Raw genomic sequence first — 15,293 nt, 5'->3', positions numbered from 1 at the left:
GTCGGGAACCGGGGGCCCGGGGGTGTACAGACCCGTAAGGGCGCCTGCACATGCTGTAACGACGCGAGTGCCGCACGATGTTGATCCGCATCCCACCACCTTGCGACGGACCGGCCCCGGTCACCGCTCCATCAGATCCGCGACCCGGCCGGCCGCACCCCCGTCGTCCCGGTGACAGAACGCTTCCCGGAAATCCGCGTACGCATCCGCCCCCGCGGCGGCGATCTCCTCCAAGTCGCCCAGCGCGTCGACCAGTTCACCGGTCGAGGTGAGCAGCGGACCCGGCACCCGGGCCTCGAAGTCGAGGGTGAAACCGCGCAGCGTGTCGCGGTAGTGCGGCAGATCCGGTGTCAGAAAGAGCATCGGACGTCCGGTGTTGGCGAAGTCGGCGGCCAGCGACGAGTAGTCGGTGACCAGGACGTCCGCGGCCAGCAGCAGTTCCGTGGCGTCCGGGTGCGCGGACACGTCCAGGGCGAACGGCGCGTGGTGGGCGGGCAGCCGGTCGGCGACCAGCGGATGGGAGCGCACCAGCAGCACATGGTCGTCCGCCAGCTCCCGCCGCGCCAGCTCCAGATCGAGCGGCAGATGCAGCCGGTGGTGGCCCGCGTCGTAGGCCAGATCGTCGCGCGGCGTCGGCGCGTACAGCACCACCTTCCTGCCCGGCTCGATGCCCAGGCGCTCACGGACCGCGGCCGCCCGCAGATCACGGTCCGCGGCGAAGAAGGCGTCGGTGCGCGGCAGCCCGGTCTCCAGCAGCCGCCCGGAGTAGCCGAGCGCGGAACGCAGCACCGGGGTGCTGTGCGCGTTCGGCGACAGCAGCACGCTCCACTGCCGGCTGACCCGCGGCCGCGGCGCCAGATGCGCCAGCCCCGCGCACAGCGTCCCGGCCAGATCGGCACCGATCCGCTTGAGCGGGGTGCCGTGCCAGGTCTGGATGATGCGCTGCCCGCCGCGCCGGGTGAACCACCGGGGCAGATGGGTGTTGGTGACCACCCAGCGGCTGTGCGCCAGCGCACCGTGCCACTCGGCACTGCCCACCAGCACCGCACGTGCCGTCTCCGGCACCGCGGTCTGCGCATCGCGCACCGCCCACAGATGCTCCACGTCCATACCCCGGCGCACCAGCTCCTCGTGCACCGCCCGCGGGGAATCCCCGTACGCCCGCCCGCCGAAGCTGCTGTACAGGACGGTGTCGCGCAGCGGACGGGAACGGTGCAGCGCATAGTGCTGCTCGCGCAGCACCCGGCGGCGGTAGGGGCCGCGGTCGGTGGCGGGCAGCGCAGGGCCCGCCACCACGAGCGCTTCGTCGTGCCGGTGCCGGTCGAGGGTGAGCGGCTTGCCGCGGACCGTACGGGTCGCCGGCAGCCCGCCCAGGAGGGACGGCAGCGCGCGGACCGGGGCGTCCAGCGCCGAGCCGGGCGCGCCCTGCTCGCGCAGGTGCAGCGTCCAGCGGCCCTCGCGCAGCGGGAGCGGGCCGGCCAGCGAGGGCAGCGCGCCGAGCGGCAGCGAGCCGTGGAAGCGGCCCTCGTCATGGACGGTGGGGAAGGCCAGCTCGGCGGCGTGCGCCCCGTGCTTGAGGACCAGTTCGGTGGCGTGCGGCGCGGCGTCCGGCAGCCCGCCCGTCACCAGCAGGGTGCCGTCCGTACGCCACATCGCCCGGTCCAGGTACGGCTGCGGGGTCCGGTCGTGCAGGACCAGGTTCCCGGCCGGACCGGCCGCCACGACCAGCTCACGGCCGTGCGGCAGCGGATGGGCGGCCGGCGCCAGCCCCGGGGCGCAGGCGATCGGGCCGGTGCCGCCGTCGGGCAGCACCACCTCCGCCGCCCAGCTCTCGGTGTGGGCCGGCGGGATCGCCCGCGGCGCACCGTCCCGCGGGGGCCGGGCGGCGGCCAGGGCGTCGAGACGGATACGGAAGGTGAGGGGCGGGGAGGTGGCGCGGAGGGCGGCCCCGGGGGCGGCTCCGGGGGCGGCTCCGGGGGTGGTGCGGGGCGCGGCCCGGGGGGCGGCGTGGGGCGCCTCGTTCGCTTGCTCCGTTCCTGTTCCCGGCGCCGTTTCCGTTCCCGTTCCCGTTCCCGTTCCCGTTCCCGTTCCCGTTCCCGCCGGAGGCTCGGTCTCCACCGGGAACGACACCACCGTGCCGGTCCCCTGGTGGGTCAGCCGCAGGGCCGCGGGCGGCGGGCCCGGTGTGGTGACGGTCAGGTCCAGGGCGCCGGCCGCCGCCGCACGGTGGCCGGTCAGCCGGTGGGTTGGACGGGCCACCGAAAGCCGCAGCCGCCCGTCCGGGTACCACGGCGTGATCCGCACCGCGCCCGCACCGTCCCCGGGCAGTTCACGGGCGCACGGAGCGGCGCCGGAGCCGGTCTCGGCGGCGTGCAGCGCCGCGGCCCGCACCACCCCCGCCGACGCCAGCAGCACCCCCACCGACCAGTCGTTCTCCTCCCAGCGCCCGCCCTTGCGCAGCCGGGCCGGATCGAGCCGCAGCTCGAAGCCCGACCAGTCGTAACAGTGCAGCTCCTGGCCGGACTCGGCGGTCGCCTCCGGCATCGCCACCGGCCGGAGCGGCAGCAGGATCCGGCGCCGCCCGCACGACAGCACCGCCGTCCTGAGGTAGCCGTGCCGGGTCGCCGCGTCCAGATTCCGGATATAGGCGTAGCCACGCAGCACCAGCACACCGCCGCGCCACTCCGCCTCCCTGACCCGGGCCCGTACGGGGAAGTCGGCGCGGTCCAGCCGGGTCACCCCCGGCGGCAGCTCCAGCGGCGGGGTCAGCGGCAGCACCGCGCGCTTGCGCAGCGGCGGCCCCGCGACCGCGAACCCGGCCGGGTTACGGGCCTCATGCGTGAGCAGGGTGAGCAGATCGGCCAGCCGCCCGGCACGGATCAGATACCAGCGCATCCGCAGCTCGACGGGGAGCGTGGGGAACAGCCGCGGATCGACCCCGGAGAGGAAGTCGCGGGCGCAGTCGAGGAACGCGGTCCGGCACTCCGGCGCGGCCGCCGGCAGCGCCTCGACCAGATCGAGCAGCCCGTCGGTGAGCTGCGCACGGTCGTAGTCGCGCTGATAGGCACGCAGCCGGGCGTGGGCCGGGTCGGCGAGGAAGCGCCGGATGCCGGCCACCGCCGCGAACCGGTCCCGTACGCCCCGGGCATCGGGCCTCAGATGACGGTCGGGTCCTTCCGGCAGCCGCCAGTAACAGACGTGCTCCCGCAGGACGTCGACCGCGTCGGCCAGGAACAGCGCGGGCAGCGTCACCGCCGCGTCATGGCACAACTCGCCCTCGGGGAAAGCGAATCGGTGCTTGTCCCAGAAGGTGCGGCGGAAGACCTTGTTGCGGGCGAAGTCGTCCGACAGCAGGGTCAGGTCATCGCGCAGGCGGGTGCGCAGCGCGGTGGCGCGGGCGGCCGGATGGCGCGCCGACTGACTGCGGCCGGCCGCGCCGAGCCGGTAGACATTGCCGGTCGCCAGGTCCGCGCCGGACCGGTCCAGCAGGCCGACGAGATCCTCGTACGCGCGCGGCAGCAGTACGTCGTCGGCGTCGAGGAAGGCCAGATAGCCGGTGTGCGGATAGGCGTGCCGGGCACCGGTGTTGCGGAGCGCGCCGCAGCCGGGCGCGGGAGGGCACCCGGGGTGGTGGACGATCCGGAACCGTGGGTCCCGCTCGGCGAAACGGCGGGCGAGAGCGGCGGGACCGCCCCGTGCGGCGGTGGCGTCCCCGCCCCCGTCCGCGGGTGGGCCGTCGTCCACCATCACCACATCCAGACCGGTCAGCGTCTGGGCCGCGACCGACTCCAGGCACTCCTCCACATTCCGCTCGGACCCCTCGATGCGATGGACCGGGACGACGACGGTGAGCCGAGGCTTCATACGCGGACCAAGCCTTTCCGGACTGGCGAATGCACAAGACCGGTCCGTTCAACTCGCCCACGGCGGCACGGTCACCGGATCTGCGCTGAAAGGGTGAGAGGCCCCGCCGGTCGTCCGTGTGTGCAGGGCCGCGTGTCCGTGGGTGCAGGACTGCGCGTCCGTAGGTGGTGGGCCGCTGTGTCCGTGGGTGGAGGATGACGCTCGGCGCGCGCATTCGGCGCGCCGTAGCGCCGGGCCGCGTCCGATGCCGTAGACCCGTTGCACAGCTTTACGGCGTTTTGCACGCCGTGTTCCCCAGGGAAGGTGACCGCGTCCCGATGCCCGGCAGAACCGACAGCTCCGCCGCCACCGACAGCGCCGACGCCGGGCCGCCCGGCAGCGACACCCGGACCGCCCGGCCCACGCGCCCCACGGGTACCGCGCCGTCCGCCTCCACCGCGCGGCTGCCGGCCGACCCGGGACGCGGCGGCCCGGCACGGCTGCTGCCCGCCCGGTCCCCGTACCGCAGCCAGCTGCGGCGGATCGGCACCGGCCGGGTACTGGAGATCGGCTGCGGGCCCGGCGACACGCTCGCCGGCTGCGCGCCCGGCAGCGTCGGCGTGGACCACGACCCGCAGTCCGTGGCGCGCTGCCGCGAACGCGGGCTGACCACCTATACGGCCGACACCTTCCTGGCGAGCCCGCACGCCCGGCCGGGCACCTTCGATGCGCTGCTGACCGCGAACGTCCTGGAGCATCTGGACGACGAACAGGTCGAGGGGCTGCTGCGGGCCTACGTCCGGTACGTACGGCCGGGCGGCGGAGTGCTGCTGATCACCGCGCAGGAGGCCGGGCACCGGGCCGGGCCCACCCCGGTGCGCTTCACGGACTTCGCCCTGCTGCGCGCCTTCGCCGAGTCCGCGGGCCTGACCGTACGGCGCACCTACTCCCACCCGCTGCCGCGCCCGGCCGGGATGCTGCTCCGGTCCAATGTGTTCGTGCTGGTGGGGCAGGTGCCCCGGTAGGGGAGCCCCCCACCAGGGCTTGCCGTCGGCCTCAGCCCGGCGGGGGCCTGTCCGCGGACCCGTCGGCGCGCACGGGCCCGCTACCGCGTACGGGTCCCTAGTGCGTACGGGCCCGCTTGCGGACCCTCACCAGGGCGCGGGTGACGACCGGCGGCAGCACGTCGAGGGTGACCCGGCGCAGCGTGCTGCGCGCCGGGACCGGCCGGCGCGGGGCCGGGCGGGCCGCGGAGGCCTTCGGCGACTGCGCCCCGGGCCGCTGCACCGCGCGGGCGGCGGAAGTGTGCCGGGAGGCCGGATGGCCGGGCTCCTTGGCGCCCTTGGCGCTCAGCCGGACCAGCGGGGCATCGTTGACGTACTGCACCTCGTGCCAGATGTCGCCGCGGGACGCGATCCACTCCAGCAGCGCCTTCTGCAGCGGCTCCGGGTCGCCCCAGGTCCCGTAGAACTTGGTGCCGGTGATGCAGACCGGGCGCAGGCCCTCGTTCGTGACGGCCTGCCAGGTGGCGGCGGCCACCCCGGGACAGTGTTCGGCGCGGTAGTCGTCCATCACCACGATGCCGTGGGCGGTGAGCAGCTTGCGCACCGCGAGGATGTCGCCGTGCACATGCTCGTACAGATGCGAGGCGTCGATATGCGCGAAGCGCACCGAGCCCTCGTCGACATGGTCGCTGACCAGCGAGCTGAGCCCCTGGACGATGGTGGGCAACTCGTCGTGGAAGGCAAGGTAGTTGGCCTCGAAGGCGCGGCGGGTCAGCGTCGCGTAGGACTTGTTCATCTCCTTGGAGTTGGAGACGTCCTCGGCGGGGGAGTCGAAGAGATCGCAGACCGTGAAGCGCTCGTCGGGGCGCAGCCGCGCACCGAGGAAGATGGCGCTCTTGCCCATATACGCGCCCAGTTCGAGCAGGTCACCCGGCTCGGAACGGTCCTGCTGGTGCGCCAGGAACCAGTCGAAGAGCAGCTGGTCGGCGGTGAAGAACCAGCCTTTGACCTCGGACAGCCGGGTGGGGCGCGGGAGCTGTTCGGCACTCTGGTCTGCGAGGGGGGCAGTCATGTGCGGTCCGTCTCCAGACGGTCGGGAACGTAGGGCTGAGTACGTCGCGTGCGTGAGGGAGTACGTGCGGTATGTGCCGGCGCTGTCTGCCGTGGATGTGGCGGTGTGGCGGTCGGGCGTACGGCGGTATGGGCGTGTGGCGGTACCGGGTGCAGGGGGTGTGCGGGGGTACGTCTGCAGTTGTCCGCACCTGTGCGGTCTATGCAGTTTTGGATGCGCCCGGCGTCATGCCGCAGCGCACGGGCGCGGCCTCGCGGGGACCGGGGCGCCCTCACTCGATCACTCGATACGAGAGACACGCGGGCCACACCCGGGCATCTCCCCGGCGGCACCCTGTCGCACCGCCGCGCCCTGTGGCGCCCTGTCGCGCCGGCACACCACGCGCGCCGACCCGCCCTACGCACCGCCGCACCCTGCAGGGCACGGCAGCGACGTCATCGTAGGCGCAGCAACATGAACGGAAGATGGCGTGCGGACGGGCACCGGCGGGCCCCCGTGCGGAGCTCACTTCACGGCGCCCGCCATCACCCCGGAGACGAACTGGCGCTGGAAGGCGAAGAAGACGATCAGCGGCACCACCATGGACAGGAACGCGCCGGGCGCCAGCACATCGATGTTGTTGCCGAACTGCCGCACCTCCTGCTGCAGCGCGACCGTGATCGGCGGATGGCCGCTGTCCGCGAAGATCAGCGCGATCAGCATGTCGTTCCACACCCACAGGAACTGGAAGATCCCCAGCGAGGCGATCGCCGGGCCGCCCAGCGGCAGCACGACACGGGTGAACAGCCGCAGCTCGCCCGCCCCGTCCAGCCGGGCCGCCTCCAGCAGCTCGCGCGGGATCTCGGCAAAGAAGTTCCGCAGCAGGAACACCGCGAACGGCAGCCCGAAGGCCGTATGGAAGAGGATCACCCCGGCCGTCGTCTCGAAGAGCCCGACCGCACCGAACAGCTTGGCCACCGGGATCAGCGCCACCTGCACGGGCACCACCAGCAGCCCGACGACGACCATGAACCAGCCGTCCCTGCCGGGGAAGTCCATCCAGGCGAACGCATAGCCGGCCAGCGAGCCGATGACGACGACCAGCACCGTCGCCGGCACGGTGATCGCCGCCGTGGTCAGCAGCGAGCCCATCACCTTGTCGTTGGCCAGCAGCTGGCTGTAGTTGTCCCAGGTGATCTGGGCCGGCTTGCTGAAGACCTGCCACCAGCCGGACTCGGCGATCCGCTGCGGGCTGCGCAGCGAGGACAGCAGCAGCCCCACCGACGGCATCAGCCAGAACAGCGCGACCAGGACCAGGAAGATCCGCATCGCGCCACCGCCGGTCCGCGCCGCCATCCGGGCCGCGAGCGGCCGCCCGGCCCGCCCGGCCGCCGGCCCGCCCCGCCCGCCCCGCCCGCCCAGCCCGCCCCGCCTGCCCCGCGCCGCCCGTACGGCGCGCCCGCCGGGGAGGGCGCCCCCGCCCGGCCCGGCACCGTCCACGGTCGTCATCGGCGACGCTCCTTCCGTATGCGCCGGAGATTGACGTACATCACCGGCAGCACGAGCAGCAGCAGGAAGACGGCGATCGCGCTGCCCAGGCCCTCGTCGACATCCGTACCGAACGAGGACTGGAAGAGCTGGAGCGCCAGGACGTTGGCGGACCGGATGCTGGAGCCCGGGGCGATGATGTAGACCAGATCGAAGATCTTCAGCACATTGATCATGAGCGTGACCAGCACGACCACCAGGACCGGCGCCAGCAGCGGCACCGTGATCCGGCGGAAGACCTGCCACTCGCCCGCGCCGTCCACCCGCGCCGCCTCCAGCAGCTCACGCGGAACACCCGCCAGCCCCGCCGCGATCAGCACCATCGCGAAACCGGCCCACATCCAGACGTACGAGCCGATGATGGCCGGGGTGACCAGCGCCGGGCCCAGCCAGTCGACGCCGCCGTAGGCCTCGGCGAAATCGGCCGCGGGCAGCCGGAGCCGGGCGCCCTCGGCACGGTCCGCGGGCAGCGCAAAGGTGCCGTCGGCCGCCGTCGTCGCGGAGGCGACCACCCGGCCGCCCCTGACCGCCTCGACCGTCAGCCCGGCCAGCGCCTTCTCGTTGCCGTCGATGACGCCGGGGCGCCCGCCGCCACCACGGGTGAAGTCCAGCCACACGGTGCCGGTGACCCTGCCGGGACGGGGCCCGGCGGCGGCCGCGGCGCGGGCCCCGCGCAGATCGCCCGGCTGCACGGCGACCAGCGGCAGATTCACCGGTGACGCGGCCCGCACGGCCGAACGTGTGGTGAACGCACCGCCGCCGGACGGCGCGAGACCGGACCGCGGCCGCGGTTTGGCGCCGGGGAACGGGGCCGGTTCGGAGAAGGTGTCATGGATGCCGACCCACACCGCGTTGGCGACTCCGCGCTCCGGATCCTGGTCGTAGACCAGCCGGAAGATGATGCCCGCCGCCAGCATCGAGATCGCCATCGGCATGAACACGATCAGCTTGAAGGCGGTGCCCCAGCGGATCCGCTCGGTCAGCACCGCGAAGATCAGCCCCAGCACCGTCGAGACGGCCGGCGCCACCACCACCCAGATGATGTTGTTCCGCAGCGCGGTACGGATGCCGTCGTCGGAGAACATCGCGCCGTAGTTGCCCAGCCCCACGAATCCCGTGCCGGACGCGTCGAACAGGCTGCGGTAGACGGAGAAGACGATCGGGTAGACGACCAGCGCCCCGAGCAGCAGCAGGGCCGGCAGCAGGAACACCGCGGCCGTCCAGGGGCGGGCGCCCAGGACGCCACCGCCCGGGCGGCGCTTGCCCCCGCGGCCCTGGCGCCTGCCGCCGCCGTCCGGGCGCTCGCCACCGCCGCGTCGGCCGCTCTCGCCGCTGCCCCGGCCGCTTTCGCCGCTGTCACTGGCCTTGCCGGCCGCTACGGCGCTCATCGTGACGGTCCCCCCGGTCCCGGTCGAGGTGGTCGGTGCTTGGCCCCTGGTGGCCGCTGCTCAGTGCTTGGTGGCCGCTGCCCGGCGGCCGGCGACAGGCCCTCAGCGGCCGAACGCCATCGCGTGCGGCCTCCGCCCGAACGACGCCGCGTACGGCCTCGGTGCCCGAACGACATCGCGTGCGGCCTCAGCGCCGAACGACGCCCCGTACGGCCTCCGCGCCCGAACCCCATCGCCTACGCCCCCAGCATCCGAGCGACGCCACGTACGATCTCAACGTCCGAACGACTTCGCGGCGTCCTTCTCCAGCTGAGCCTGGGTGCCCGCGATGTCCTTGGGGCTCTTCAGGAAGTCCTGCAGGTCCTTCCACTCGCCCTGGCCCGGCTTGCCGCCGAAGGAGGCGGGCGCCTGGTCGGACATGTCGAAGCGGAAGTCGTCGCCCGCCGCGATCAGCGCCTTGGCGATCCGGCGCATCACACCGTCGGCGTACGCCGCCTGGTCGAGCTCCTTGTTGGGCGAGATGAACCCGCCCGCCTGCGCCCAGATCTTGGCGGCATCCGTCGACGCCAGGAACGTCAGCAACGCCTGTGCCGCCTTGCCGTCCTTGAGGGCCACCGCCACATCGCCGCCGGTCACCACCGGGGACCTGGCGCCCACCGCAGGGAACGGGAAGACCTTGGCGTCCGTGCCGACCTTGGCCTTCGTCTGGGTGATGTTGGCGGCCGCGAAGTCGGCCGACGAGACCATCGCGGCCTTCGGGGTGTCGCCGCTGAAGGTCTGGGTCACCGACGTCGGGAAGTCCGTCTGCAGCGCACCGGAGTTGTCGCCCGCGAGCAGATCCTTACGGCCGAAGAGCTGTCCGAGCGTGGTCAGCGCCTGCTTGACGGAGGCATCGGTCCACTTGATCTTGTGCTGCGCCAACTGGTCGTACTTCTCGGGCCCCGCCTGCGAGAGGTAGATGTTCTCGAACCAGTCGGTCAGCGTCCAGCCGTCCGCACCGCCCACCGAGACCGGCTCGACGCCCGATTCGGAGAGGGTCTGCGCCGTCTTGAGGAAGTCCTTCCAGGTCTTCGGCTCCTGGGTGCCCGCGTTGTCGAACGCCTTGGCGTTGTACCAGACCAGCGACTTGTTGCTGGCCTTGAAGTAGACGCCGTACGGCGTGCCCTTGTGCGCGCCGAGATCCTGCCAGCCCTTGCTGTAATTCTTGGCGAGTTGCGCCTTGGCGGTCGGGCCGAGCGGCTTGAGCCAGCCCTTCCCGGCGAACTCGCCCAGCACACCGACCTGCTGGAGCATCGCGATGTCCGGCGGCCCGCCACCGGCGATCTTGGAGCCGATGAAGCCGGCCATGTCGTCGCCGCTGGGCACGAAGTCGACCGTGGCGCCGGTGCGCTTTTCGAACTCGTCCAGCACCTTGACGAAGTTCTCCCGCTCGGGGCCCGTCCAGACCGCGGTGACCTGCAACTTCTGGCCCTTGAGCTGGGGGAGCTGCACGGTGGGGGCGGTGCTGCCGCCCTTGCTGCCACCGCCGCCGTTGTCCTTCGTGCCGCCGCCACTGCTGCCGCTGCCGCACCCGGCCAGCGCCAGGGCGAGCGCCGTGCCTACCGCCACCGCGGTCGTGGCGCGTACAGCCGTGCGGTCGAGTCGTCCGAGTCGTCTGCGCATCCCCGTAGCCCCTTGTCGCCGCGCCTGCCGTGCCGGGTGCAAGGGGAGCCGCGCCCTGCCGTGCCACGGTGCCCCTACTGTGCCGTTCGCCTCGTGCGTACGCACCTACCTGCGGATCGCGTCGCGCCATATGTGCCTACGCGCCGTACGCGTCGTGCTGTACGTGCCTACGTGCTGTACGTGCCTACGTGCCGATCGCGTCGCGCCGTACGCGCCTGTGCGTCGCACGATCGTGCGGATCGCGTGTGCGGATCGCGTCGTGCCGTGCGGTGGTGCGTGGTCGCGCTGCGCCTCGTCGTGCTCTGCGGTGTCCGCCGTGCTCTGGGTGTGCGACAGTCCTACGCCCTGGCCACCGGCTCCGCAATACCGCCTCCCCCGCCAACTGCCCTTTCGTGACGCGGCTGTTATGGGCGGGGCGCGCGGGGTTCACAACGCTGCTATGAGGGGCGCGCGGGGTTCATGACGGAACGCACACCCGCTTCACGAAGGAACGCACACCGGCTTCACGACGGAGCGCGCACCGGGTTCACGAAGGAGCGCACACCGGGTTCACGACGGAACGCGCACCGGGTTCACGAGCGGCGGGGGCCAGAGGCGGTGAACGGGGCGGCGGTGGCGGCAGGCGCCGGAGTTCACGCCATGGCGGAGCACCGCGCCCCACCACGAGGCCGCGGCCCACCGGGCCCCAACCGCGAGGCCGGCCCACCGGGCCCCACCACGACGAGGCCGCCCCCGGCCTCACCCCGACGAGGCCGCACCCCCCGACTTCACAACAACGGCGGAGCCGACCCCGCGCCCGAGGACTGGGCGGCCCGCTGCAGTGCGCTGGCCAGCAGGGCCAGGTCCGTGGGGCCGTTGCCCAACTCGCGCAGCGGGCGCCGGGCCGGCGGGTCGCCCATCCGCTGCCACTCCAGCGGTACGACCGTCGGCCGGAGGGTGGAGGTCCGGGGTATCCGGCCGGTGACCCGGCCCGCCTGGAACGGTGTCGAGGAGCCGTCCGCCGCGCGGTGCAGCCGCCCGCGGCCCGCGGGCACCGGCTCGGACGGATCGTCGGAGGCGCCCAACCGGACCCGCAGACCGGCCCGTTCGCTGGTCGCGGTCTCCGCCGTACGGTCCGGATGACCGGTGGCGGCTATCAGGTGGACCCCGAGCTCCGCGCCGTCCCGGGCCACCGTCTCCAGGGCGCGCACCACGGAACCGGCGGCCGGCCGACCGGTGCTGCCCAGCGCCGGGGCCACCAGCGCATCGAAGTCGTCGACGAGCACGAAGAGGCGGGGCATCGGCGCGGCCGCGTCGGCGCCGCCTTCCGTGGCTGCCGGGCCGGCGGCGGGCGGTTGCGTGGTGCTGCGGGCGCGCAGGCGGAGGGTTCCGGTCGTGGACGGGTCCGCCGCTGCGCCGCCGTCCGTTCCTCTATCACGGCAACGATTACGGAGAGTAGTTGGTTCCTGCTCTCCGTAATCACGGCTGCCGCGACTCTCGCGGCTCTCGCGGCCTTCGCGACTCTCACGCTCCGGGTTGCCGCTCTCGGCCGAGCGGCGCGGGGCGACGATCCGGGGGGCCGGCAGATGCTTGGCGCGCCAGTCGGCGAACGGGGTGCCGGCCAGTATTTCCGTCCGCCGCTTCAGCTCGGAGGACAGCGCCTGGGCGAACTCCCGCATCCGGACCGGGTCCGAGGCGGCGAGGTAGGTCGTGACATGCGGCAGGTCCGTACAGACCCGCAGCCCCTCACCGCGCTCGCTGCCGCCGCCGTCCACCAGCACCAGCGACAGCAGATCCGGGCGGTCGGCAGCCGCCAGCGAGGCGGCCAGCGAACGCAGCAGTTCGGTCTTGCCGGTGGCCGCCGCGCCCTCCACGACGAGGTGCGTGCTGTCGGCGGCGAGGTCGGCGCAGAGCGGGCCGTGCGGCCCGGCGCCGAGCACCGCGGCGGCGCCGGGCCGGTCGGTGTCCAGCGCGGCGGCCCAACGGGCCATCAGGGATGCGGGAGTGGCGCGGGCCAGCCCCAACTCGTCCAGCAGCCGTGCCGAGTCGGGCAGCGGGACGGCCGCACGAGGCGCCGTCCGGCCGCCGGAAGCGGCCGTCGCATCGCTCTCGCGCAGCGGCGCCAGCGCCCGTGCGAACCGCTCGGCCCAGGCGCCGGAGACCGCGTCCACCGTCGCGACCGTGCCGTTGGGCCCGGAGCCCGGCTGGACGACGCGCAGCGCCGTGGCGACATCGCCGCTGAGCACCGCCACCGCCCCGCACTCGCCGAAGGCGGGTGATGCCGCCCGGGCCGCTTCGTACGTCGAGGCCAGCGGAAAGGCGGGGGAGGCGGCCGGCGTCTCGGCCAGGCACAGGAGGTGGATACCGGCCGCCGGGCCGCCCGCGGCGAGCCGGGCGGTGGTCTCGCGCAGCGCGGAGGTGCCGGGGTCGCCGTCGACGACCAGGAGGGTGTACGGGCCCCGGTGGCGGGCGGCGGCGGAGGCGGTCTCCGCCCGCTCGGCGTCCGCCCAGCCCGGGCCCAGCGGGCTGTCGTCGAGCCGGCGCACCAGCTCGGACGTACGGGCCGCGGCCTGTTCCTTGTCGTACGCCAGGAGCAGCCGGCAGTCCTGGCCGCGGTCCGGGCGGACCTGCGGCAGCCAGCCGAGCCAGGACCAGTCCGCCACCCGCTCCTCGGCCGAACGCGCCCGGTCCGCGCTGATCAGCACGATTTCCAGGGCGCCGGGGGAGTGCAGGGCCGTGAGCTGGGCGAGGGCGCTGCGGGCCAGACCGGTCAGCCGCGTTCGCGGCCCGGCGAGACCGAGCGAGCCCGCCCGGCGCAGATCGACGGTGACGGGCACGGCGGCCCGGCCGCCGTGCCGGGCGGCGGTCCCCAGCCGGACGGTCAGTGCGTCGGGGTGGTCCGCGCCGCGCTCCCAGAGCCGGGGCCCCGGTCCCAGCGCGGTGAGCAGGACCGCGGCGGCATCCGGCCAGCGCTCGTCGGCGGCCGGCCCGGAGAGCGTTTCCGGTGCCGGGACGCCCTCGGCGGGGTCCGCGAAGGCCGCCCTGGAGGCGCCGACGGGTTCGTACTCCGGTGCGAAGGTGTCGTCCGGCCGCTCCACGGCGGGCCGGCCGCCCGCCAGCCGCCGCGCCCAGGCGCCGATGCCACCCCGTCGCCCGCCTTTACGGGATCCCTCATCGGCCCGGGATCCTTCATCGGCCGGTGCCCAAGAGTCCGGTGCCAAAGACTGCTGCCCGCCGTGCGTCCGGTCCTGCGCACCGGCCGGAAAGGCGTCGCTGCGCTCCCGGACGCCGGGGCCGAAGCCGTCCGCCGGGCCGGCGCCGGTGGTGCGGTCGTAGACATGGCCCGTGGAAGCACCGGGGACGGGAGCCGCGCCGACGCGGGGCGGGGCGGTGTACCGGGTCGGGGTGCCGCGCAGGGGAGTGTCCCGCCGCCCCGACGGGTCCGGGTCCGGTGTGGTGGCGGAGGCCCGTAGGGGAGCGGTGGCGTCGCCGGTCACCCGGGCGCGGGCGCCGGCTCCCGTGTACGCCCCCTCCGCGGCGGACGTGGCGCCTCGCGGGCCCGATGACGCCCCGTACGTCGCGTCGTAGGCCGCGTACTCCCCGGCCCCCCCGTACTCCCCGTGACGTGCCGTCCGGCCCGCCACCGCCTCTCCCACCGCCGTCGCGTCCGCGTCCGGATGCGCACCGGCCGTGCCCGGGGCGATCCGCAGATGCCCCTCGCCGTCCGGGGCGGTCGGCAGGGCGGGGTCCGGGACGCTGGGCGCGGACTGCAGGCGCAGGGCGGATTCCCCGATGCGCAGCAGGGCGCCGGGCGGCAGGGGTGCGGGACGTTCGCCGAGGTCGGTGCCGTCCACGACGGTGCCGTTCGTGGAGTGCAGATCCGCCACGTACACCGCGCCGTCCGGCTCGACCGTCACGGCGCAGTGCAGCCGGGAGACATCGGGGTCGTCGAGGGGGACGTCGGCGTCGGCCGAGCGGCCGATGCGGATCTCGCCGCCGTGCAGCAGGTGTACCCCGCCGGCATCGGGGCCGGAGACGATGCGCAGGCGGGCGGAGCCGTGCGGCAGGCCGTGTGCCGGGGCGGGGCCAGGGCCCTGGAGGGAGAGCACCGCGCCGTCGATCAAAGGCGGCTCGCCGAGCCCCGCGCGCTGCGGATCGAGCCGTTCGGACCCGGCGTAGAGCACGACGGGGCCGCTGCCGCCGCCGGGACCGCCGACATCCGCACCCGAGCCCGCCACGGAGGCCGCGAGCGCGCCCGCCACCGCCGCCAGCGCGGTCCCGGCGGGGGCCGTCACGAGCACGTCGCAGGTCCGTGTGGTGTGGCCGCTGCGCGGCCCGAGGACGGTCAGCCGGATCTGCATCGCCGTCAACGGTCCCTTCTGCCGGGATCCGCCGGGGGACCGCTCTTTCCCCCCACCGCACCCGGGCACGTCGGCACGTACAAGTCCCAAGTGCACGTCACGACAAAGGCCGCGCGCCCCCACCGCATCGTGCTGGGTGCATCCTCGCACCTGCCACTGACAACACGCCCGCCGACCGCCATTCAGTGATCTTGATTGGTCTTCTAAGGGCGAAAAAGTGCCTCCTTGCGTGCCGTGCCCGGCCGGATTTCGACTGCCGTGGTCAGCTCGGAACCACTTCGGAACGCTGCGGAATGTTCCTGGACGGCTTCGGAACGGTCCTGATCGGAATGCCGTGGGCGGTGCCGGGTACCAGCCGCACGCGGCAGGCAACCATCCGTTTCCCGACTGCGTCTTTCCCACAAGCCCGTCCCGGGCCGCCGGACCGAAAAGTTTGTACGACGGCATTACAGTGGGC

7 protein-coding genes are annotated in these 15,293 nt (G+C 73.9%); 1 reads left to right on the top strand and 6 read right to left on the bottom strand.

Annotated features, from left to right (window positions below; genetic code table 11):
• Positions 1–120: 120 nt before the first annotated feature.
• Positions 121–3,864, bottom strand: coding sequence for a bifunctional glycosyltransferase/CDP-glycerol:glycerophosphate glycerophosphotransferase (locus ABR737_RS18235; RefSeq protein ID WP_350251221.1), 3,744 nt, complete (start codon positions 3,862–3,864; stop codon positions 121–123).
• A 317-nt stretch (positions 3,865–4,181) separates the two neighbouring features.
• Here ABR737_RS18235 and ABR737_RS18230 point away from each other — a divergent pair, with 317 nt between their 5' ends.
• On the top strand, positions 4,182–4,868 hold the full coding sequence (locus ABR737_RS18230; protein WP_350251220.1) for a class I SAM-dependent methyltransferase: 687 nt from the start codon (positions 4,182–4,184) through the stop codon (positions 4,866–4,868).
• Positions 4,869–4,965: 97 nt separating this feature from the next.
• Here ABR737_RS18230 and ABR737_RS18225 read toward each other — a convergent pair whose 3' ends face one another.
• From ABR737_RS18225 to ABR737_RS18205, 5 genes are all read right to left on the bottom strand, one after another.
• Positions 4,966–5,919: a class I SAM-dependent methyltransferase gene (locus tag ABR737_RS18225; RefSeq protein ID WP_350251219.1), complete on the bottom strand. Its 954-nt coding sequence runs from the start codon at positions 5,917–5,919 to the stop codon at positions 4,966–4,968.
• 504 nt (positions 5,920–6,423) lie between these two features.
• A complete protein-coding gene (locus tag ABR737_RS18220) occupies positions 6,424–7,254 on the bottom strand; it encodes a carbohydrate ABC transporter permease (protein WP_350256830.1) in 831 nt (276 codons plus the stop codon).
• A gap of 149 nt (positions 7,255–7,403) precedes the next feature.
• A complete protein-coding gene (locus ABR737_RS18215; protein ID WP_350251218.1) occupies positions 7,404–8,834 on the bottom strand; it encodes a carbohydrate ABC transporter permease in 1,431 nt (476 codons plus the stop codon).
• Between the two features lie 273 nt (positions 8,835–9,107).
• Positions 9,108–10,496 carry an ABC transporter substrate-binding protein gene (locus ABR737_RS18210; protein ID WP_350251217.1) on the bottom strand — a complete coding sequence of 463 codons (1,389 nt, stop codon included), beginning with the start codon at positions 10,494–10,496 and terminating at the stop codon, positions 9,108–9,110.
• A gap of 767 nt (positions 10,497–11,263) precedes the next feature.
• Positions 11,264–14,836: an FHA domain-containing protein gene (locus tag ABR737_RS18205; protein WP_350256829.1), complete on the bottom strand. Its 3,573-nt coding sequence runs from the start codon at positions 14,834–14,836 to the stop codon at positions 11,264–11,266.
• Positions 14,837–15,293: the final 457 nt, after the last annotated feature.

It is taken from the genome of Streptomyces sp. Edi2 (genome assembly GCF_040253635.1).
In the GTDB taxonomy this organism is placed as follows: Bacteria; Actinomycetota; Actinomycetes; order Streptomycetales; family Streptomycetaceae; genus Streptomyces.
Note: the sequence above shows the minus strand (reverse complement) of the source record. Positions and strands in the feature narration are given on the sequence as shown.

Bases quoted from the DNA above. Each gene is read 5' to 3' on its own strand.
- ABR737_RS18235 (WP_350251221.1), bottom strand. From the start codon at position 3,864: ATGAAGCCTCGGCTCACCGTCGTCGTCCCGGTCCATCGCATCGAGGGG.
- ABR737_RS18230 (WP_350251220.1), top strand. From the start codon at position 4,182: ATGCCCGGCAGAACCGACAGCTCCGCCGCCACCGACAGCGCCGACGCC.
- ABR737_RS18225 (WP_350251219.1), bottom strand. From the start codon at position 5,919: ATGACTGCCCCCCTCGCAGACCAGAGTGCCGAACAGCTCCCGCGCCCC.
- ABR737_RS18220 (WP_350256830.1), bottom strand. From the start codon at position 7,254: ATGGCGGCGCGGACCGGCGGTGGCGCGATGCGGATCTTCCTGGTCCTG.
- ABR737_RS18215 (WP_350251218.1), bottom strand. From the start codon at position 8,834: ATGAGCGCCGTAGCGGCCGGCAAGGCCAGTGACAGCGGCGAAAGCGGC.
- ABR737_RS18210 (WP_350251217.1), bottom strand. From the start codon at position 10,496: ATGCGCAGACGACTCGGACGACTCGACCGCACGGCTGTACGCGCCACG.
- ABR737_RS18205 (WP_350256829.1), bottom strand. From the start codon at position 14,836: ATGCAGATCCGGCTGACCGTCCTCGGGCCGCGCAGCGGCCACACCACA.